The following is a 21,502-nucleotide window of genomic DNA, read 5'->3' on the forward strand; positions in this document are numbered from 1 at the left end:
TGATCGGCTGGCCATATGCGGGAAATCGAATATACGGATATCCATATATTTATCAACCCGCGAAAGCAGCCACGGTGAATAACCCTGTGGGAGCGAGCCTGCTCGCGAAGGCGGTGGGTCAGGCGAGATTTGAGTATCAGATACACCGCTTTCGCGAGCAGGCTCGCTCCCACAGGGGATTTGGATGCGGCAGGTTTAACCGCGTAAAAGCCCCTGCTCCGCCTCACACAACCCCACTACATAATCCCAGACCACCCGCAGCCGCACCGATTTGTGCAGCTCTCGCCGCGTGCTGATCCAGTAACTGCGCTCGATGCTTTCATCCGGCAACAGCGCCACCAGATCCGGGTCGGACGCGGCCATGTAACACGGCAGCACGGCGATGCCCAACCCCGAGCGCGCCGCTTCCTGTTGGGCAATGACGCTGGTGCTGTGAAACACCACGCGCGGGCTGCGGCAGAAGCTGTTGAGGAACATCAGTTCCTGGCTGAACAGCAGATCATCCACGTAACCGATCCACGCATGTCGGCCGAGGTCTTCACGGCTTTGCAGGGGTGGCGCTTTGTCGAGGTAAGCCTGACTGGCGTATAGCGCGAGGCGATAGTCAGTCAGCTTGCGCGTGACCAGCATGTCGGCGGATGGACGCTCGAGGTGGATGCTGATTTCCGCTTCGCGGTTGAGAATGCTGACGAAGCGCGGCACGGCGACCAGTTCCACCTCGAGGCCTGGGTAACGCTCAAACAAGCCGATCATGCGACTGGCGAGAAACTTGATGCCCAGCCCTTCGGTGACCCCCACACGGATCTTGCCCAGCGGCGCGGTGGACTGCGTGATTTCTTCCTGCGCCAGGAGCGCGACGTTTTCCATCGCTTCGGCGTGCTTGAGCAGCGCCTCCCCCGCCGGGGTCATTTCATAGCCTTGGGCGTGCTGGACGAACAGTGCGGTGCCGAGGCTTTTCTCGATCGATTCGATATGCCGCGCCACGGTCGCGTGAGTGGTATTGAGCCGGCGCGCGGCGGTGAGCAGGCGGCCGCTGCGTTGCAGTTCGAGAAAAAAGCGCAGGTCGTTCCAGTCGAACATGGCGGATCCTTGTCAGCTATCGTCGCTTGAGGTTGTTTGAAAACGCACAGCGGCTGCGCAAAAACTAACATTCTTTTAACGAAAGCTAACAACTAGAGTGTCCGACAATAAAAACAAAAAGCGAGGTCAGGGCATGCAGACGTCCCTGGATGAATTCGACTACATCGTGGTCGGCGCCGGCCCCGCCGGGTGCTTGCTGGCCAACCGGCTCTCGGCCGATCCACAGCAACGGGTGTTGCTGCTCGAAGCCGGCGGACGCGACAACTACGCCTGGATTCATATTCCTGTGGGTTACCTGTTCTGCATCGGTAATCCGCGCACCGACTGGTGCTTCAAAACCGAACAACAACCGGGCCTCAATGGCCGCGCGCTGAGCTATCCGCGCGGCAAGGTGCTGGGCGGCTGTTCGTCGATCAACGGCATGATCTACATGCGCGGCCAGGCCGGCGACTATGACGGCTGGGCGGCCGCAGGCAATCCGGGCTGGGCCTGGAAGGATGTGCTGCCGCTGTTCAAACAGAGCGAAAACCACTTTGCCGGCGGTGCAGAGTTTCATGGTGATCAGGGCGAATGGCGAGTCGAGCAACAGCGCTTGTCGTGGCCGATTCTGGACGCCTTTCGCAGCGCTGCCGAGCAAAGCGGCATTGCCAGCATCAATGACTTCAACCAGGGCGACAACGAGGGCTGCGGCTACTTTCAGGTCAACCAGAAAGCCGGGGTGCGCTGGAACGCGGCCAAGGCATTTTTGAAACCGCTGCGAGGCCGGGCGAACCTGACTGTGCTGACCGGCGTAGAGGTTGATCGTGTGTTGCTGGAGGACGGCCGCGCGACGAAAGTCCGCGCGCAGCATGAAGGCCAGACCAGACAGTTCAAGGCGCGCAAGGAGATTGTTTTGTGCGCCGGCTCGGTCGGTTCACCGAGCATTCTGCAGCGCTCGGGAATCGGTCCGCGCCCGCTGCTCGAACGCTTGGGCATCGGCGTGATTCATGAGTTGCCGGGCGTCGGCGGCAACCTGCAGGATCACCTGCAACTGCGCCTTATCTACAAGCTGGAAAACGCCCGCACCCTGAACCAGATCGCCGGTAGCGTATGGGGCAAGATGGGCATGGGCCTGCGTTATCTGTACGACCGCAGCGGGCCGCTGTCGATGGCGCCGAGTCAGTTGGGCGCGTTCGCCCGATCCGGCCCGGAGCAAACTTCGGCGAACCTGCAATACCACGTGCAGCCGCTGTCGCTGGAGCGCTTTGGCGAGCCACTGCACAGCTTCCCGGCGTTCACCGCCTCGGTGTGCGACCTGCGCCCGCAGAGCCGTGGACGCATTGAAATACGCTCCGCCGATCCGCAAGCGGCACCGCTGATTCAGCCCAATTACCTCAGCCATCCAGAAGATCTTCGCGTCGCCGCCGATGCGATTCGCCTGACCCGGCGCATTGTCAGCGCCCCTGCCCTGCAAGCGTTCAAACCGGTCGAATACCTGCCCGGCGACAGCTTGCAAAGCGAAGAACAATTGCATGAAGCGGCGGCGAAAATCGGCACGACGATTTTCCATCCGGTCGGCACTTGCCGCATGGGCAACGACGGAGACGCGGTGGTCGATGCGCAGCTGCGCGTGCACGGCGTACCGGGTTTGCGCGTTGCCGATGCGTCGATCATGCCAAGAATTACCTCAGGTAATACGTGTTCGCCTACGCTGATGATTGCCGAGAAGGCGGCACAACTGATTTTGTCCAGATCGGCAGATATTTCCCCTGTGGGAGCGAGCCTGCTCGCGAATGCGGTAGCTCACTCAGCCTAGGAGTTGACTGACAAAAAGCTTTCGCGAGCAGGCTCGCTCCCACAGGAATCATCACCAGACTCAGGCATCGCGCTTCACCCGGACACGCAACACCAGTGGAACAACAAAAACAATCACTGTGAGGGATACCGATATGTCAGACCACGCTCAGCCCCTGGACGCTGCGGGCAGCGCCGAGACCAGCAACGCCACGCAAAAAGTCATCTTCGCCTCATCACTCGGGACGGTGTTCGAGTGGTATGACTTCTTCCTCTACGGCGCCCTCGCGGCGGTGATCAGCAAGCAGTTCTTCGCCGGGGTCAACGACACCACGGCGTTCATCTTCGCGCTGATGGCGTTCGCCGCCGGCTTTATCGTGCGGCCGTTCGGCGCGCTGGTGTTCGGCCGTTTGGGCGACATGATCGGACGCAAATACACCTTTCTGGCGACGATCATTTTGATGGGCGTCGCCACGTTCTGCGTCGGCCTGCTGCCGACTTACGCCAGCATCGGTATCGCTGCGCCGATCATTCTGGTGGTGTTGCGCATGCTTCAGGGCCTGGCGCTCGGTGGCGAATACGGTGGTGCGGCGACCTACGTGGCCGAACACGCGCCGATCGGCAAACGCGGTTTCCACACCAGTTGGATTCAATCCACCGCGACCCTCGGCCTGTTGCTGTCGCTGCTGGTGGTGCTCGGTTGCCGCTACTTCACCGGCGACCAGTTTGAAGTCTGGGGCTGGCGCATTCCGTTCCTGCTGTCGATCGTCCTGCTGGGCATCTCCACCTGGATTCGCCTGAGCCTGCACGAGTCGCCGGCCTATCTGAAAATGAAAGAAGAAGGCAAAACCTCTAAGGCGCCGATTCGCGAATCCTTCGGCAAATGGGAGAACCTCAAAGTCGTGCTGATCGCGCTGTTCAGCATCAACGCCGGGCAGGCGGTGACCTTCTACGCCGCGCAGTTCTACGTACTGTTCTTCCTCACCCAGTTCCTGAAAATGGACCCGGCGGTGGCCAACAGTCTGCTGATTATCAGCGTGGTAATCGGCGCGCCGTTCTTCATCTTTTTCGGCTGGCTGTCGGACAAGGTCGGACGCAAACCGGTGCTGATGCTCGGCCTGCTGCTGGCGACCGCGCTGTACTTTCCGATTTTCAAATCCTTGGCGCACTACGCCAATCCCGCGATCGATCAGGCCAGCCGTCAGGCACCGATCACCGTGCTCGCCGACCCGGCCACTTGCACCTTCCAGTTCGATCCGGTGGGCAAGGCCAAATTCGACAGCCCGTGCGACAAGGTCAAGACCTTCCTGGTCAAGCAAGGCCTGCCCTACTCCAGCGTCGCCGCGCCTGCGGGAAGCGCCGTGCAAGTGAGTGTTGGCGATGTAAAACTCGACGGGTTTGATGAGGCGGCATTGCGCGGCGCGATCACCCTCGCCGGTTATCCGCAACAAGCCGATATGCAGCAGATCAACAAACCGATGATCGTTGCTCTGATCGTCGCACTGATCATCATTTCGGCCATGTGCTACGGCCCGCTGGCAGCGCTGATGGTCGAACTGTTCCCGACGCGCATCCGCTACACCTCTATGTCGCTGCCCTATCACATCGGCAACGGCTGGTTTGGCGGGTTCCTGCCGACGGTGTCGTTCGCGCTGGTGGTGTACACCGGGGACATTTTCTACGGGCTGTGGTATCCGGTGCTGATCACCGGGGTGAGCCTGGTGGTGGGGATGATCTGTCTGCGTGAGACGAAGAATATTGATCTGGACAAGAACTGAAAAACCCGCTGACACAATGGCGAGGGAAGCGATTCTCTCGCCATTTTTTTGGCTCAGGCGTCCGCCTTGATCACTTCGAATTTAACCTGGTCCGGATAAAACGCCACGTAGTCGCGGATCGGTGCGACGGAGACCTTCGGTTTTTCGTACGTCCACACAGCGTTGGCACCCTCATGTCCGGGCACTTGCAGGCTGAAATAGTTGGCGTCGCCCTTGTACGGGCAATAGCTGGTGTGGTCGGTGCGGGCGAAGTATTTTTCGTCGATGTCTTCGCGCGGGATGTAGTACACCGGCGGATAGTTGGCTTCGTTGAGGATCAGCGCGTGGGAAGACGCGGCGACCTGGATGCCGTGGAATTTCACCAGCAGGCAGCCGCTGAGTTGTTCAACGCTGATCACGGGACTGGGGCTTTTCATGGAGTTCTCCTGAAGACGGCGAAGAGACCGGTTCAGGTATAGCTGATGGATTCTCAGATCGAGTGGATTACGGCCGAACGGCTAAACCTCCTACAACGCTTTTGTCTGTATATCCATACAGATAAAAGTTGCCCCCGCCGCGAACTCCCGCCATCCTGTGGCCTCTCCACACACCAACCAGCGATGGTAGCTATGCGGCTGTACCTCTGTGAAAAACCTTCCCAGGCCAAAGACATTGCGGCCGTGCTCGGCGCCAGGCGTCGCGGCGATGGCTGCTGGCTGGGGACGGACGTCACAGTGACTTGGTGCATCGGCCACTTGCTCGAAACCGCGCCGCCGGACGCCTACGACGCGCGCTACAAACGCTGGGTGCTGGCCGATCTTCCGATCATTCCGGACAAGTGGAAAATGACCGTCAAGCCGCGCACTGCCAGTCAGTACAAAGCGGTCAAGCGCCTGCTCGGCGAGGCCAGCGAACTGATCATCGCCACCGACGCCGACCGTGAGGGCGAGATGATCGCCCGGGAACTGGTCGAGCACTGCCGCTATCGCGGGCCGATCCGCCGCTTGTGGCTGTCGGCGCTGGACGAGGCATCGATTCGCAAAGCACTGGCTGCGCTGAAGCCAGGAGCCGAAACTTTCAGTCTGTATCACTCGGCGTTGGGTCGTTCACGGGCCGATTGGCTGATCGGCATGAACATGAGTCGGTTGTTCACCTTGCTGGGCCGGCAGTCGGGTTACCAGGGCGTGTTGCCCGTGGGCCGGGTGCAGACGCCGACCCTGCGACTGGTGGTCGACCGCGACCGCAGCATCGCCGATTTCGTCCCCGTGCCCTTCTGGGCTATCGACGTGGATCTGCTGCACAACGGCACGGCATTTACCGCACAGTGGCGCGCACCGTCAGACGTTTGTGATGATCAGGATCGCTGCCTGAATCAGGCGTTGGCGCAGCAAGCGGCAGCGGCGATCAAGAACGCTGACAGCGCTCGAGTGATCAAGCTGAAAACCGAGCGCATGCGCGAAGTCGCGCCCCTGCCCTTCGATCTCGGCACCTTGCAGGAAGTCTGCTCGAAAAAGCTTGGCCTCGGCGCCCAGGAAACCCTCGACATCGCCCAGGCCCTTTACGAAACCTACAAAGTCATCACCTATCCGCGCAGTGATTGCGGCTTTCTGCCGTTGAGCCAACACAGTGAGGCGCCATCGATCCTCACCGCGTTGCGTCAGGCCGATCCAAGCCTTGAAGCCTTGCAGGGTTTTCTCGAACCGCAGCGGCGCTCAAGGGCCTGGAATGACGCCAAGGTCAGCGCTCACCACGGCATCATTCCCACCATCGCCGCGAAAAACCTCGAACGTCTGACCGGCAAGCATCGCGCGGTGTACACGCTGATTCGCGCGCGCTACCTGGCGCAGTTCCTGCCAAACCACGAATATGATCGCACCCAGGCCGATTTCGATTGCAACGGGCAGGCGTTGCGCGCGGTCGGCAAGCAGATTATCGAACCGGGCTGGAAGCGCGCATTGCCCGAGGCCCTGGCTCCGGCGAAAGGCCGCGAAGCTCCGGCGCCGCAAAACTTGCCGACCCTCAGCCAAGGCGTCGAATGCGCTGTGGCGAAGGTGAATCTCAAGGATCTTTGGACGCAACCGCCCAAACCCTACACCGAAGGCGATCTGATCAAGGCAATGAAGAACGTTGCCAAACTGGTCGAGGATCCGCTGCTCAAACAGAAACTCAAAGACACCACCGGCATCGGCACCGAAGCCACCCGCGCGTCGATCATCCAGGGCTTGCTTGATCGCGGTTATCTGGTCAAGAACGGCAAGGCACTGGCGGCGACACCTGCGGCGTTCAGCCTGATCGATGCGGTGCCGCGCGCGATCGCCGATCCCGGCACCACGGCGATCTGGGAACAGGCGCTGGACATGGTGCAGAGCGGCGAGATGAGTCTGGAAGAATTCGTCACCAAACAGGCCGCGTGGATGAGCAAGCAAGTCAGCCGCTGTTCCGCCCTCAGCCTGACCATCAGCGGCCCGCCGCCTGCCGGCAAAGCCGCAGCGCCGTGGAAGAAAAAGGGCAAGTCGACGACCAGCAAAACCGCCGTTAAGCGCAATCGCACGGCGCGTCCGGCGACTCGATGAATCCCTTGAGGTTCCCTTCTCTACGTTGCTGAAACGGATCTTTTCTCATTCCAAAACAGCTTTGTCCGACAATATGTAGTGCTTGAAAATAATCACTACAAAACCGTTGACGGCATCGTTTTGCTTTTGCATGATGAAGACGTTCCCCGATCGGGAGCACTGGTACACGCTTGAGCAAACTCGTCTGACCGCCGAGTTGTTTTTTCCGGATACACGCTGCCCACAAGGCAGATTGAAGAAGCTGACCTGGCCTGAACGTCCAGTACAAGGACGAGAAGCGCTGGCGAAAATTCTCAAGACGCTTGTGGCCGACACTGGATTGTCGTCAAGGAGCCTCCCGGTTTTCGCTGCTTCTCCTCGTTGTGACGCTATTGCGTAGCAGTTATTCAACACGACTACATGCAACAGATGCATGACCCCGTACTTCATACGGGCGAGCGCTGACGTCCTGGTTTCGGTGCCAGGGATCAACTAACCGATGGGCTACCTGTATTAGCGAATCAACTTTGAAAGATCACCAGACTGGTCAAGGGGCATAACAATGAATCTGAACAATCAACCCACCATCGAAGAACTGGCTCGTATGTTCGCGGCGCAGAAAGACAGCCACGACAGCCATATTCTCTGGATCAGCAAGTCGGGCCAGGTACATATCGACTGCCTGTCGCCCCACGCTGGCGAAGAGGAATTCGACCGCAACCACCAGAACCTGCTGGCCCGCCTGAAGATGTACCGCCGCGGCCACGGTTATGTCGGCAAGAAGGCTGCGGCCGACAAGGACTTCATCGGCAGTGTGCTGCAGACGCTGAAACAGGCGTGGGATTCGCTGCAGAACCAGAATGAAGTTCGGGTGATTGATCGGTTGTATTGAATAACGCTTCAGTAACAAAGGGCCTGCTTCGATAAGAAGCAGGCCCTTTTTACATCCAGAACTCACCCTGCAACTTTGTGGGAGCGAGCCTGCTCGCGAATGCAGTCTTCAGGCGCAAGCATCAGTGTCTGACATGCCACATTCGCGAGCAGGCTCGCTCCCACAGGTCTTGTTCATGTCGTACGCGTTTGCAGAACAAGATCAACAAACGCCAACGCCGCCGCACTGTGATAGTTATTCCTGCGCCGCAACAACGCCGCTCCCCGCTGCTGCGCCTCCCCTTGGACACGCAAGCGGCGCAACGCGCGGTCTTCACTGGCAATCGCCTCGGGCAACATAGTCGCCAGCGGCGCATGCCGCACCACTTCCAGCAACGTACTCACCGAATTCACCTCGATCCGCACCTGCGGTGTAATCCCGTGCTGACGAAAATACTCATCCACCGATAACCGCGTAATGAACCCCGGCGCCAGCAAGGCGAAATCCAGCGACGCAATTTCCGTCGGCGTCAGCACCGATCGGCTTCCATACAACGGATGCCCAGGCCCGACCATGATCCCCAGCGTCTCGGTAAACGCCGGTATGCATTCGATATCGGCATTGCGCACCGGCGTGAACGCGATCGCGACATCCAGCGAGTCATCCGCCAGCCCTGCCTCGATGTCGTCCATCGACAACTCGAAGATCTCCAGATGAATCCCGGGAAACCGCGCCCTGTAATCACGCACCAACGGCCCGACCAGATACGCCATGAACGTCGGCGTCATCGCCAGGCGCAGGGTGCCGCGCGACAAATCCTTCACGTCGTGCAACGCGCGCTGCCCCGCCTCCAGCTCCACCAGCACGCGCCGCGCGCATTCGATGTAAGCCGCACCGGCATCCGTCGGCTTCACCGTGCGCGAGGTGCGATCGAACAGGCTCACGCCGAGGGTTTCTTCCAGTTGCCTAATCTGCTGGGACAGCGTCGGTTGCGAGACATGCAGCGCTTCGGCGGCGCGGGTGAAGCCACCGTGATCGGCAACGGCGAGCAAATAACGCAAATGTCGCAACAGCATGGGAAATACCATCTATAGGCAGGACTTATGCGCGGCATTGTATATCGGTCTTGGACGCTATGGATCGGCCGGCGCAAGATTGCTTCCACACCGAAAGCCAACCCCTGAAAGGAGTGACACCATGCAACAGTCCCACGCCTACAACGACAACAGCCTGGCCCTGACCACCCGCGCGCTCGACGCCAAGGCGAAAAAAGACTTGTCGTGGCAGGATCTCGCCGACGGCACCGGCCTCAGCGTGGCCTACGTCACCGCCGCCCTGCTCGGCCAGCATCCGCTGCCGGAACAGGCTGCTCAAGTGGTCGGCGACAAGCTCGACCTCAGCGCCGATGACGTCGCCGCTCTGCAGATCATTCCGTTGCGTGGCAGCCTCAGCGGCGTGCCGACCGACCCGACCATCTACCGTTTTTACGAAATGATCCAGATCTACGGCACCACCCTGAAAGCGCTGGTTCATGAACAGTTCGGTGACGGCATCATCAGCGCGATCAACTTCAAACTGGACATCAAAAAAGTCGAAGACCCGGAAGGCGGCTCCCGCGCAGTAGTGACCCTCGATGGCAAGTTCCTGCCGCTGCGCCCGTTCTGATACGTCCGGCCCGCATCCTGCGTGCGGGCCATCCGGTATCCACCAAAGAGGACACGCCCATGAAAGCCCTGATCGACGGCTTCCTGAAATTCCAGAACGAAGCCTTTCCGCAACGCAGCGAACTGTTCAAACATCTGGCCACGACGCAGCAACCCGGCACGCTGTTCATCACCTGTTCCGACAGCCGTGTGGTACCGGAACTGCTGACCCAGCAAGAACCCGGCGAGCTGTTCGTGATCCGTAACGCCGGCAATATCGTGCCCTCCTACAGCCCACATCCGGGCGGGGTGTCGGCAACAGTGGAATATGCGGTGGCGGTGCTGGGAGTGAGCGATATCGTGATTTGCGGCCACTCCGATTGCGGCGCGATGACCGCGATTGCCCAGTGTAAATGCATGGATCACCTGCCCGCCGTCAGCGGCTGGCTGCAGCATGCCGAGTCGGCGAAGGTGATGAACGAAGCGCGCGTGCATGGCAGCGACGCGGCGAAATTGAGCTCGATGGTGCGCGAGAACGTGATCGCGCAACTGGCGAATATCCAGACCCATCCGAGCGTGCGCCTGGCCCAGGAGCAAGGCCGGCTAAATCTGCATGGCTGGGTGTACGACATCGAGACCGGCTCGATCGACGCGCTCGCTTCCGATCGTCGCACCTTTGTGCCGCTGGTCGAGCAACCAACCACTTGCGCGATCAGCGCTAGGACATCCAACGCAGCCTGAAGCCCCGGCCGGTGATCGTTCCCACGCTATGCGTGGGAATGCAGGCCGTGACGCTCTGCGTCGCTGGACGCGGAGCGTCCCTAGAGGCATTCCCACGCGGAGCGTGGGAACGATCAGATCAAAGATCGCAGCCTTCGGCAGCTCCTACAGGTGGGGTCCGGATTTCAACGTTAGCGTTTTACCGTGAGATCCACCTGGGTCATCCGACTACGCACGGTAAACACGCCATCGCCGGAAAGAATCGCGCTGCGCGCAAACAGGCGCCCGCTCTCCCAATTGGAAAGGCCCAGTTCCGGCTTGTTCAACGCGTACTGGCCATCGACCCATCGGGTGATGCCGTTGCCTACGAACGGCGCATTCACAGCGTTGTAGAAGCGTTCCTGAACCGCCGCCGCCTCGCTGATCAACGACACGGTGAATTGCGGGCTGTAACGGTTGAACAGCGCAATCGCCTGATCCAGATCATCGACAATCATCAGGCTGACTTCCGGGGTTTCTTCCCATTCCCACTCGCGGCCCAGCTCCGACTCGGGCAAAGACTCGGCCCGCGCTTCGGTCCGGTAACCCTCCGCGCGATAAACCTCGACCGTTGCGTTCTGCCATTCGCTTGACAGGCAACTTTCACTGCCTTCGACGATGTGCAACTTGCAGCCTTGGCCGCGTGCCGTACCGGCGGCCTTTAACGCATCGAGAAACAGCGGCACCAGTTCGGCGGCACGTTCGCGCTGAATCAGGCAGACGTTCAGGGTGTTGCAGACTTTGCGGTCCAGCGAGTTGCGCACCACCGCCGCGAAGCGCGTAGTGTCGGCGTCACGGTCGGCGATCAGCCACGCGCCGCCGGTGCCATGCAGGCTGACGGCCGTGCCGGCCTGCTGGGCGATGCTGCCCAGCTGACTGACCGCACGGCCCGAACCGCGCGCCACGGCCAATGACAAACGCCGGTCGGCGAACATCGCCCAACCGGCGGCGTGATTGACGCTTTCCACCAACGACACCGCACCAACCGGCAAGCCGGCTTCGGCCAGCGCCGGGTTCAAAGCGTGAGTGACGATGGCTTGCGCAGTGCCCAACGCATCGCTGCCGATGCGCAGCACAGCCGTATTACCGGTGCGCAACACCCCGGCGGCATCGGCAAATACGTTGGGTCGACCTTCAAAGACAAAGGCGACGATGCCCAGCGGCGAAACCACTTGCTCGACCTTCCAGCCGTCGTGCTCGACACTGCTGATCACCTTGCCCCGGGTCGGTGGCGCATCACGCCAGGCGCGCAGCCCGGCGATCATGTCGCGGCGCATGCGTTCATCGGCGAGCAAGCGTGTGGTCGAGCGACCGCGCGCCTTGGCCCGTTCGATGTCGGCGCGGTTGGCAGCTTCGATCTGCGTCCAGCATTCAGGACTTTCCAGGCGCTGAGCGAATAGATCGAAGAACCGGCTGATGGCTTCATCGGAGACCGCCGACAACGCTGTGAATGCCGCAGCCGCACGCTCGATTGCCACCGAGGCGGCCTGTTGATCGGCCACGGGGATCAGCAACAACTCGCCACTGACCTGCTCGACCAGCAAATGGTCACCGGGCTGAAACCGCGCGGCCAGTTCGGGGCTGACCACGGTGACGCGGTTACCAGCGAAAGGGATCGGCGTGCCAGCGACTAGACGTTCGAGCGCAAGAGACATGAAGCGGATTCACCATGCAGAGGGCGGCCGGAAAATGTATAGAACACGATCCTGCAAAGCAACACTGCACCCGGTGGGAGCGAGCCTGCTCGCGAAAGCGTCCGAGCAGACGACATCGATGCTGAATGTGCCGACCTCTTCGCAAGCAGGCTCGCTCCCACACTGGAAATCGTGGTGTGTCTTCAGAAGACGGACCAGCCAATCCGCGAGCTCAGCAGTTCCAGCGCCGCCATCCCCGCCAGCGAGTTGCCGGCCGCATTCAACTCCGGCGACCACACGCACACACTGAACTGCCCCGGCACTACCGCAACGATGCCGCCGCCGACCCCGCTCTTGCCCGGCAGGCCGACGCGATAAGCGAAGTTGCCCGCCTCGTCATACAGACCGCTGGTAGCCATGATCGAGTTGACCTGCTGGGTCTGGCGGCGCGTCAGAATCTGCTCGCCGCTGTGTTTGCAGAAACCGTCATTGGCCAGAAAACAGAATGCCCGGGCCAGATCGATGCAATTCATCCGCAGCGCGCAGTGGCTGAAATAGCTGCGCAACACGGCTTCGACATCGTTGTGAAAATTACCGAACGACTGCATCAGATAGGCCATCGCCGCATTGCGCGCGCGGTGCTGGTATTCGGAGTCGGCGACCTTGCCGTCAATCATGATCTGCGGGTTGCCGGACAGGCGCCGGACGAAGTCGCGCATCGACAGTGTCGGCGCGGCGAAGCGCGACTGGTTGATGTCGCAGATCACCAGCGCCCCGGCGTTGATGAACGGGTTACGCGGGCGGCCGCGCTCGAATTCCAGTTGCACCAGCGAATTGAACGGCTGGCCGGACGGCTCATGACCGAGTCGCTCCCAGATCGCTTCGCCGGAGTGATCGATGGCCTGCACCAGGCTGAATACCTTGGAAATACTTTGCACCGAGAACGGCGTTTCAGCGTCGCCGGCGCAATACATTTCACCATCGTTACTGTACACGGCGATGCCCAACTGGTTGGCCGGCACCGTGCCGAGGGCGGGAATATAGTCAGCGACCTTGCCCTGCCCGATCAGGGGCCGGACGGCGTCAAGGATCTCGTTCAACAGCGCTTGCATGCCGGGTTCCGAAAGTCTCGCCCCATGGGATCGCGGGGACACTGGGGCTAGACGCTGCGCCCGCCGGTCGCATCACACCGGCAAGCATCCAGCAGAATGTTCTAGGCTGAAGCGGACCATTCAGACACAGGAGAGCACCATGCACCTCGAAGGCTCCTGCCATTGCGGCGAAGTCACGTTCAGCCTCGACAGCGCCCATCCTTATCCCTATCAACGCTGCTATTGCTCGATCTGCCGCAAAACCCAGGGCGGTGGCGGTTATGCGATCAACCTTGGCGGCGACGCGACCACTCTCAAGGTTCGCGGACGCAAAAACATCAGCATCTATCACGCAAAAATGAAAGCCGACGGCGAGAAGCGCGCCCATCGCAGCAGCGCCGAGCGTCACTTCTGCTCGCTGTGCGGCAGCGGTTTGTGGCTGTTCAGCCCGGAGTGGCCAGAGCTGATTCATCCATTCGCCTCGGCGATCGACACGCCACTGCCGGTGCCGCCGGAACACACGCACCTGATGCTTGGCTCGAAAGCGCCGTGGGTTGAGGTCGAGGCGAATCCGAAGGATCAGCAGTTTGATGAATATCCCGAAGAATCGATCGCCCAGTGGCATGAGCGACTCGGTCTGACCCGCTGAACACCGGCCCCTGTAGGAGTGAGCCTGCTCGCAATAGCGGTCGGTCAGCCCGCATAGATATTGACTCTCCCGGCCCCTTCGCGAGCAAGCTCGCTCCCACAGGGGATCACATTTCAAATGTGGGAGCGAGCTTGCTCGCGAAGGGGCCGGTATGATCAGTACCTTAATCCGGATGCGCCCAGGTCATCCTGAACAACGCCCCGCCCCACACCGAATCGCCAACTTCAACCTGCCCGCCATGGGACTGCGACACCCGTCGCACCAGCGCCAGGCCCAACCCGAAACCACCAGTGCGCCGATCACGGCTGGCATCGAGTCGCGAAAACGGTTCGAAGATTTTCTCCCGTCCGTCCAGCGGCACGCCCGGCCCGTCATCGCTGACCCGCACTTCATAGTCATCGCCGTTGCGCAGCAGCGACACCTCGACGCGCTGCTCGGCATAGCGAATGGCGTTGCGCAGCAGATTGATCACCGCCCGCGCCATGAAGCGTGGCTCGATGCTCACCGTGTCAACCTGGCAACCGGCGATCAATAATTGCACCCCCGCCGCTTCAGCTTCCAGCGCCACGCTGCCGACCACGCTATCAAGCCAGTCGACCGCCTGAACATTCTCCCGTTTGATCACCGTCGCGCCATGCTCGAGGCTGGCGTAGGTCAGCAGCTCCGAGACCATCTCCTCCAGCTCACCGAGGTCGGCGTACATGTCGGCGATCAACTCGCGATTCTGCCCGGCGCCGGGCTGCTGTTTAAGCTGATCGAGTTCGAACGACAGCCGCGCGATCGGTGTGCGCAATTCGTGGGACACCGCATTGGTCAGCTCGCGCTGATTGGCGATCAAGCCCTCGATGCGCGCCGCCATCAGATTGAAGTGCTCAGCCAGATCGCGGATGTTCGAGCGCCGCGACAATTGGATGCGCACCGACAGATCGTTGTCGCCGAAACGCTCGGCGGCCAGGCGCAGTTTTTCCAGATCGCGCCAGTGCGGGCGCACCCAGAAAAACAGCACGATACCGATCAACACCGCCAACATCATGTACGCCGCGGTGATGTAGAACGGCATCAGGCTTGGCTCCGGCGGCAACTTGATGCTGAGCAGCTGTGAGCCGCCATCGATATTGCTGATGAACTGTGTGTAATCGTCGCGGATCACCAACAGGTTCTGCGCCAGTTCGGCCTTTTCCTGCGGCGTCAGGGCCAGTTGATCGGCCTCCACCAGACTGAGCGACAAACCGTAATGCGCGCGCAATGAATCGAGTTTCTGCTCACGCTCGGCACCCTGGCGGCCTTGCAAATGATCGACCAGTGACCACGCTTGGCCGCGCACGGCTTCACGGTTGTAATCCTGCATCTGACTGTCGAGCAACGCGTTGAAGGTGTGCTCGACCGCCTGCAAGGCCAGCACCAGACCCACCGTCATCACCAGAAACAGCCCGAGGAACAAGCGCAGCATCTACAGCTCCCACGCGAACGGATTGAACAGATAGCCCTTGCCCCACACGGTCTTGATGCAGACCGGCTCGCGCGGATTGTCCTTGAGTTTGTTGCGCAACTTGCTGATGTAGACGTCGACGCTGCGGTTGAGCCCGTCGAAAGCGATGCCGCGCATGCGGTTGAGAATGTCGTCGCGGGAAAGAATTTTGCCCGCCGCGCTGGCCAGCAACCAGAGCAATTCGAACTCCATGGTGGTCAGTTCGACCAGCTCACCGGCCAGGTGCACTTCCCGGCAACTGCGGTCAATACTCAAGTGCCCGAACTCAAGCAAACTGACCACGCTGGTGTCCGGCATCTGCCGCCGTTGCAACGCTCGCAGCCGCGCGAGTAGGACCGGCGGCTTGATCGGTTTGATCACGTAGTCGTCAGCGCCGGATTCCAGGCCGAGGATGTGATCGAGATCGTCTTCCTTGGCCGTGAGGATCACGATCGGCGTGTCCGACACGCTGCGGATTTCCCGGCAGACCTGCAAACCGCTCTGCCCCGGCAACATCAGGTCGAGCACGACCATTTTCGGCTTGAATTCGAGAAACACCGCCACGGCCAGATCGCCGCGATGCGCCGTGCGTACCTCGTAGCCGTGTTGCTCTAGAAAGTGTGCGATCAGTGCAGCGAGACGCTCATCGTCTTCGACTAGCAGAACTTTGCCGAAACCCAGGTTATCCATAACGACCGTTGCCAAGCCAAACGTGGAGGGGCCGATATTATGCTGGCATTCATCGAACAGGCGATGACGCCAGACAGCAAAAACCGGCCACTCGGGCCGGTTTTCGGTGATGTTTCATCCTCTTAAGAGTTTTTAACAAATTCAGGCGGGCACACCGCTGTGGAAGCGGAATTCCTCGTCCGGCGATTCGATCAGTTCCTGCTCGGCCGCACGGACGCGCTCGATCACCTGCGCGACATCCTTGGCATCACCATACTGATAAGCCAGTTTGAGATAACCCTGAAAGTGCCGCGCCTCGCTTTTCAGCAAACCGAAATAGAACTTGCCCAGTTCTTCGTCCAGATGCGGCACCAGTGCTTCGAAGCGTTCGCAACTGCGCGCTTCGATGAAAGCGCCGACCACCAGCGTATCCACCAGTTTCACCGGTTCGTGGCTGCGCACCACTTTGCGCAGGCCCGAGGCGTAACGGCCAGCGTGCAGCTGACGCAGCTCGACCTTGCGGCGTTTCATGATGCGCATGACTTGCTCGTGGTGCACCAGTTCTTCCCGGGCCAGGCGCGACATCATGTTGATCAGGTCGACATGGGCGTGGTACTTGGCAATCAGGCTCAGCGCCGTGCTGGCGGCCTTGAACTCACAGTTCTTGTGATCGATCAGCAGGGTTTCCTGATCGGCCAGTGCCGCCTGGACCCAGGCGTCGGGCGTGCGGCAGCCAAGGAATTCGTGGATTTCGGGAAGGATCATGGGGCTCACGGTAAAAGGTGTTCGAGCGAAGGGCGCCGATTATACCGGCCTGCCCGCAGACCACCAGCGGCGGCTGTTGATATGCATCAAGTCGCAGACGTTCGGGTAGCAACTATAGTTGTGCAACGCCGTGCCTTTTCTTTGCTGGAGACTCCGCTCATGCAAGCCATTCGCAGCATTCTGGTGGTCATCGAACCTGAACATGCAGAAAGCCTGGCGCTCAAGCGCGCTAAGTTGATCGCCGGTGTCACTCAGGCCCATCTGCATCTTCTGGTGTGCGACAAGAAGCATGACCACGCCGGCCTGCTCAGTGTGCTCAAGGCGGCATTGCTCGCCGAAGGCTACAGCGTGACCACCGAACAGGCGTGGAACGAGAGCCTGCACGAAACCATCATTGATGTGCAGCAGGCCGAGGGGTGCGGCCTGGTGATCAAACAGCACTTTCCCGACAGCTCATTGAAAAAAGCCTTGCTGACCCCGGCAGACTGGAAACTGCTGCGCCAATGCCCTACTCCAGTGCTGCTGGTGAAGACCGCTGGCTCATGGAAGGGCAAAGTGATCCTGGCTGCAGTCGACGTTGGCAATGCCGACGGTGAGCACCGGCATTTGCACAGCACCATCATCGATCATGGCTATGACATCGCCAGCCTGGCCAAGGCGCATTTGCATGTGATTGCCGCGCATCCGTCGCCGATGCTGTCGGCGGCGGACCCGACGCTGCAACTGAGCGAAACCATCGCGGCGCGTTATCGCGAGCAATGTCGGGCGTTTCAGGCCGAATTCGATGTCGATGATGAACATCTGCACATCGAAGAAGGCCCGGCAGATGTATTGATCCCGTTCATGGCGCACAAGCTGCAGGCGGCGGTGACGGTGATTGGCACGGTGGCGCGCAGTGGCTTGTCAGGCGCGTTGATCGGCAATACGGCCGAAGCGGTGCTGGATACCCTGGAAAGCGATGTGTTGGTGCTCAAGCCGCAGGAGGTTGAGGATCATCTGGTGGAATTGACGGCAAAACACTGAGGATTGCCATGCCTGACTGGCGCTTTCGCGAGCAGGCTCGCTCCCACATCTGGAATGCATTTCCCTGTGGGAGCGAGCCTGCTCGCGAAGCTTCTAGGCGCCGAAGGCGTCTTTCAGAAAGCCCGGGGCGATGTAGCGTTGATAATGCGCTTCCGACAGCAGGAAGAATTCCCGATCAATGGCATCACGCAGTTCCGGCAGGTTCCAGTCGCGGAACTCCGGCAGCAACACCATCCCGTACGCCTCGAGATTAACGATCACCCGCGCCCCCCGGGCAATCAGCTGATAGGCCCAGCAATATTCCGACTGATGCGGTACGAAGCGGATCTTGCGCTGTTCGAGCTGCTCGCGCAGGCGCGCCGGATCGAAGATCTCGACTTTGCTCGCCATCACTTGTGACAGCAATTGCTCCAGACGCAGCCACACCGCACGCTTTTCCTCCTCGTTGTACCCATTCCAATGGATCACTTCGTGGTGAAAACGCTTGCAGCCACGGCACACCAGGTCACCGTAAACGGTGGAGCAGAGGCCGACGCAGGGGGTCTTGATGGTCTGATTGGGCATAATAAATGGGCAGAACACTGAAACGCGGAACAGGCCGGCATGTTAGCCCTTTGTCGGGCATTGATCACCCCTCAAACAGCAAGGTCTCGCCAGCGTCGCAGGTTTGCTCCGGCCACGCTGTTTGCCACGAAAGTCCAATAGAGCGCGACTTACCTTTAAATTTTTTTTGCCGTAGAATCAGCCAGCCTTTTAAGGCGCCAATGTCCGTTAGAAGCTGTTTTCAAAGCGTCACGAGCACAGTCGTTCCTTCAGAGCGGTGTTGGCGAAGGGTTTTTCCAGCGGGGAAAAGCCTAACGCCAACCCTCATCAGCTCCCCGTTCTGCAGGCGTAAAACTTTGAAAGCAGCTTCTGTAAGGAATTGCCGGTAATTCTGGCCGAACGACCCACAACGTCGTGAGGCGCATGAGTACGGCAATTTCGGGATGAGCGTCCCGGACACCCATTTGGGACCACTGATGAGGGTAATAACTGTGCTTGAAGCCTACCGCAAACATATCGAAGAGCGTGCAGCCCTGGGTATCGTTCCCCAGCCGCTTAACGCCGAACAAACAGCAGGCCTGATCGAGCTGCTGAAGAACCCTCCGGCTGGCGAAGAAGCTTTCCTCGTTGACCTGATCACCAATCGCGTACCACCGGGAGTGGACGAAGCCGCCTACGTCAAGGCCGGTTTCCTGTCTGCCCTGGCCAAGGGCGAAGCCACCTCCCCTCTGCTGGACAAGAAACGCGCTGTAGAACTGCTCGGCACCATGCAGGGCGGCTACAACATCGTCACCCTCGTTGAACTGCTGGACGACGCCGAGCTGGCGCCAGTCGCCGCCGAAGAACTCAAGCACACCCTGCTGATGTTCGACGCTTTCCACGACGTCGCTGAAAAAGCCAAGAACGGCAACGTTCACGCCAAGGCCGTGCTGCAATCCTGGGCTGACGGCGAGTGGTTCAAGAAGCGCCCGGTCCTGGCCGACAAGATCAGCCTGCGTGTATTCAAGGTCACCGGCGAAACCAACACCGACGACCTCTCCCCTGCGCCAGACGCCTGGTCGCGTCCTGACATCCCGCTGCACGCCCTGGCCATGCTGAAAATGGCCCGTGACGGCATCGTTCCGGACGAGCAAGGCAAGACCGGTCCGATGAAGCAGATCGAAGAAATGCGCGGCCAGGGTTTCCCGATCGCCTATGTCGGTGACGTGGTCGGTACCGGTTCCTCGCGTAAATCGGCCACCAACTCGGTGCTGTGGTTCTTCGGCGACGACATCCCGTACGTGCCGAACAAGCGCGCTGGCGGTTTCTGCTTCGGCAGCAAGATCGCCCCGATCTTCTACAACACCATGGAAGATGCCGGCGCCCTGCCGATCGAGTTCGACGTATCGAACATGAACATGGGCGATGTGATCGACCTGTACCCGCACGCTGGCAAAGTCTGCAAGCACGGTACCGACGAAGTCATCACCACTTTCGAAATGAAAACCCCGGTGCTGCTGGACGAAGTCCGTGCCGGCGGTCGTATCCCGCTGATCATCGGCCGTGGCCTGACCGAGAAAGCTCGCGCCGAACTGGGTCTGCCGCCGTTCGACCTGTTCAAGAAGCCGGAAGCTCCGGCTGAAAGCACCAAGGGCTTCACCCTGGCGCAGAAAATGGTCGGCAAGGCTTGCGGTCTGGCAGAAGGCCAAGGCGTGCGTCCTGGCACCTACTGCGAACCGAAGATGACCACCGTGGGTTCTCAGGACACCACAGGTCCGATGACCCGTGACGAACTGAAAGACCTGGCGTGCCTGGGCTTCTCCGCTGATCTGGTGATGCAGTCGTTCTGCCACACCGCGGCTTATCCAAAGCCTATCGACGTGACCACCCACCACACCCTGCCTGACTTCATCATGACCCGCGGCGGCGTTTCCCTGCGTCCGGGTGACGGCATCATCCACTCGTGGCTGAACCGCATGCTGCTGCCGGACACCGTTGGTACCGGTGGTGACTCGCACACCCGTTTCCCGATGGGCATCTCGTTCCCGGCCGGTTCGGGTCTGGTCGCGTTCGCCGCTGCTACCGGCGTAATGCCGCTGGACATGCCGGAATCGATCCTGGTGCGCTTCAAAGGCAAGATGAAACCTGGCATCACCCTGCGTGACCTGGTTCATGCCATTCCGTACTTCGCCATCCAGAACGGTCTGCTGACCGTTGAGAAGAAAGGCAAGAAAAACGCCTTCTCCGGCCGCATCCTGGAAATCGAAGGCCTGGAAGGTCTGACCCTGGAGCAGGCGTTCGAACTGTCCGACGCCTCGGCCGAACGTTCGGCTGCCGGTTGCACCATCAAGCTGTCGAAAGAGTCGATCACCGAGTACCTGCAGTCCAACATCACCCTGCTGCGCTGGATGATCGGCGAAGGCTACGGCGATGCCCGCACTCTGGAACGCCGCGCTCAAGCGATGGAAGCCTGGATCGCCAACCCGGAACTGATGGAAGCCGATGCCGACGCCGAATACGCCGAAGTCATCGAAATCGATCTGGCCGAGATCAACGAGCCTGTGCTCTGCGCGCCAAACGATCCGGACGACGCCCGTCTGCTGTCCAGCGTTGCTGGCGAGAAGATCGACGAAGTGTTCATCGGTTCGTGCATGACCAACATCGGTCACTTCCGCGCTGCCGGTAAACTGCTGGATCAGGTCAAGGGTCAGCTGCCAACCCGTCTGTGGCTGTCGCCGCCGACCAAGATGGATGCTCACCAACTGACCGAAGAAGGCTACTACGGCATCTACGGCAAGGCTGGCGCACGCATGGAAATGCCAGGCTGCTCACTGTGCATGGGTAACCAGGCACGCGTTGAGCCGAACAGCACCGTGGTCTCGACGTCGACCCGTAACTTCCCGAACCGTCTGGGCGACGGCGCGAACGTCTACCTGGCCTCGGCCGAGCTGGCGTCCGTTGCTTCGATCCTGGGTCGCCTGCCGACCGTCGAGGAGTACATGGAATACGCTGGCAAGATCGACAGCATGGCGGCCGATGTCTACCGCTACCTGTCCTTCGACCAGATCGCCGAGTTCCGTGAAGCGGCTGCGAACGCCAAGATCCCGGTCGTTCAAGCCTAACGCTGCAAGGCAATAAAAAACGCCGCCCATCGTGAGATGAGCGGCGTTTTTTTGATCGCTCCCACGCTCCGCGTGGGAATGCAGCCCCGGACGCTCTGCGTCCCCAAGCGTGACGCAGAGCATC

General features: G+C 60.3%; 18 protein-coding genes. 9 read left to right on the forward strand and 9 right to left on the reverse strand.

What is annotated here, in order from left to right:
• Window positions 1-195: 195 nt before the first annotated feature.
• Window positions 196-1,080, reverse strand: a complete 885-nt coding sequence (locus tag ACZZZ4_RS24785; protein WP_463549044.1) for a LysR family transcriptional regulator — start codon at window positions 1,078-1,080, stop codon at window positions 196-198.
• Window positions 1,081-1,213: 133 nt separating this feature from the next.
• Here ACZZZ4_RS24785 and ACZZZ4_RS24790 point away from each other — a divergent pair, with 133 nt between their 5' ends.
• On the forward strand, window positions 1,214-2,875 hold the full coding sequence (locus tag ACZZZ4_RS24790) for a GMC family oxidoreductase (RefSeq protein ID WP_463549045.1): 1,662 nt from the start codon (window positions 1,214-1,216) through the stop codon (window positions 2,873-2,875).
• A 133-nt stretch (window positions 2,876-3,008) separates the two neighbouring features.
• Window positions 3,009-4,631 (forward strand): MFS transporter, encoded by a 1,623-nt coding sequence (locus ACZZZ4_RS24795; protein WP_129999995.1) that lies wholly within the window; start codon window positions 3,009-3,011, stop codon window positions 4,629-4,631.
• A gap of 53 nt (window positions 4,632-4,684) precedes the next feature.
• Here ACZZZ4_RS24795 and ACZZZ4_RS24800 read toward each other — a convergent pair whose 3' ends face one another.
• The gene (locus tag ACZZZ4_RS24800; RefSeq protein WP_129999996.1) at window positions 4,685-5,047 is read right to left on the reverse strand and encodes a DUF427 domain-containing protein; all 363 of its coding nucleotides are present in this window, start codon (window positions 5,045-5,047) and stop codon (window positions 4,685-4,687) included.
• Window positions 5,048-5,239: 192 nt separating this feature from the next.
• Here ACZZZ4_RS24800 and ACZZZ4_RS24805 point away from each other — a divergent pair, with 192 nt between their 5' ends.
• On the forward strand, window positions 5,240-7,183 hold the full coding sequence (locus ACZZZ4_RS24805) for a DNA topoisomerase III (RefSeq protein WP_463549046.1): 1,944 nt from the start codon (window positions 5,240-5,242) through the stop codon (window positions 7,181-7,183).
• A 541-nt stretch (window positions 7,184-7,724) separates the two neighbouring features.
• Window positions 7,725-8,054: a hypothetical protein gene (locus ACZZZ4_RS24810; protein ID WP_129999998.1), complete on the forward strand. Its 330-nt coding sequence runs from the start codon at window positions 7,725-7,727 to the stop codon at window positions 8,052-8,054.
• 173 nt (window positions 8,055-8,227) lie between these two features.
• Here the strand turns inward: ACZZZ4_RS24810 and cynR are convergent, their stop codons facing one another.
• Entirely contained in the window at window positions 8,228-9,109 is an 882-nt protein-coding gene (gene cynR / locus ACZZZ4_RS24815) for a transcriptional regulator CynR (protein ID WP_463549047.1), read from the reverse strand.
• A gap of 121 nt (window positions 9,110-9,230) precedes the next feature.
• On the opposite strand from cynR, the gene cynS reads away from it, so the two are divergent.
• Both cynS and ACZZZ4_RS24825 read left to right on the forward strand, forming a co-directional pair.
• Window positions 9,231-9,698, forward strand: a complete 468-nt coding sequence (gene cynS, locus ACZZZ4_RS24820; RefSeq protein ID WP_310408429.1) for a cyanase — start codon at window positions 9,231-9,233, stop codon at window positions 9,696-9,698.
• Window positions 9,699-9,757: 59 nt separating this feature from the next.
• The gene (locus ACZZZ4_RS24825) at window positions 9,758-10,417 is read left to right on the forward strand and encodes a carbonic anhydrase (RefSeq protein WP_130000001.1); all 660 of its coding nucleotides are present in this window, start codon (window positions 9,758-9,760) and stop codon (window positions 10,415-10,417) included.
• Between the two features lie 170 nt (window positions 10,418-10,587).
• Here ACZZZ4_RS24825 and ACZZZ4_RS24830 read toward each other — a convergent pair whose 3' ends face one another.
• Together ACZZZ4_RS24830 and glsB are read right to left on the reverse strand one after the other, a co-directional pair.
• Window positions 10,588-12,090 carry an aldehyde dehydrogenase family protein gene (locus ACZZZ4_RS24830; protein WP_463549048.1) on the reverse strand — a complete coding sequence of 501 codons (1,503 nt, stop codon included), beginning with the start codon at window positions 12,088-12,090 and terminating at the stop codon, window positions 10,588-10,590.
• Window positions 12,091-12,272: 182 nt separating this feature from the next.
• Window positions 12,273-13,181, reverse strand: a complete 909-nt coding sequence (glsB, locus tag ACZZZ4_RS24835) for a glutaminase B (protein WP_024013269.1) — start codon at window positions 13,179-13,181, stop codon at window positions 12,273-12,275.
• Window positions 13,182-13,320: 139 nt separating this feature from the next.
• Between glsB and ACZZZ4_RS24840 the strand changes: the two genes are divergently transcribed.
• Window positions 13,321-13,809 (forward strand): GFA family protein, encoded by a 489-nt coding sequence (locus tag ACZZZ4_RS24840; RefSeq protein WP_463549049.1) that lies wholly within the window; start codon window positions 13,321-13,323, stop codon window positions 13,807-13,809.
• A 163-nt stretch (window positions 13,810-13,972) separates the two neighbouring features.
• Here ACZZZ4_RS24840 and ACZZZ4_RS24845 read toward each other — a convergent pair whose 3' ends face one another.
• The 3 genes from ACZZZ4_RS24845 to ACZZZ4_RS24855 form a co-directional block, all read right to left on the reverse strand.
• On the reverse strand, window positions 13,973-15,259 hold the full coding sequence (locus ACZZZ4_RS24845; RefSeq protein ID WP_463549050.1) for an ATP-binding protein: 1,287 nt from the start codon (window positions 15,257-15,259) through the stop codon (window positions 13,973-13,975).
• On the reverse strand, window positions 15,260-15,967 hold the full coding sequence (locus ACZZZ4_RS24850) for a response regulator (protein WP_463549051.1): 708 nt from the start codon (window positions 15,965-15,967) through the stop codon (window positions 15,260-15,262).
• 141 nt (window positions 15,968-16,108) lie between these two features.
• Window positions 16,109-16,711 (reverse strand): MiaE family protein, encoded by a 603-nt coding sequence (locus ACZZZ4_RS24855; RefSeq protein WP_463549052.1) that lies wholly within the window; start codon window positions 16,709-16,711, stop codon window positions 16,109-16,111.
• Between the two features lie 159 nt (window positions 16,712-16,870).
• Here ACZZZ4_RS24855 and ACZZZ4_RS24860 point away from each other — a divergent pair, with 159 nt between their 5' ends.
• A complete protein-coding gene (locus ACZZZ4_RS24860) occupies window positions 16,871-17,734 on the forward strand; it encodes a universal stress protein (RefSeq protein ID WP_463549053.1) in 864 nt (287 codons plus the stop codon).
• A gap of 93 nt (window positions 17,735-17,827) precedes the next feature.
• Here ACZZZ4_RS24860 and ACZZZ4_RS24865 read toward each other — a convergent pair whose 3' ends face one another.
• Window positions 17,828-18,298 (reverse strand): DUF1289 domain-containing protein, encoded by a 471-nt coding sequence (locus tag ACZZZ4_RS24865; RefSeq protein ID WP_101155227.1) that lies wholly within the window; start codon window positions 18,296-18,298, stop codon window positions 17,828-17,830.
• A 470-nt stretch (window positions 18,299-18,768) separates the two neighbouring features.
• On the opposite strand from ACZZZ4_RS24865, the gene acnB reads away from it, so the two are divergent.
• Window positions 18,769-21,378 (forward strand): bifunctional aconitate hydratase 2/2-methylisocitrate dehydratase, encoded by a 2,610-nt coding sequence (gene acnB / locus ACZZZ4_RS24870; protein WP_039763151.1) that lies wholly within the window; start codon window positions 18,769-18,771, stop codon window positions 21,376-21,378.
• Window positions 21,379-21,502 lie beyond the last annotated feature (124 nt).

The sequence above is a fragment of the Pseudomonas sp. AC252 genome (assembly GCF_979258105.1).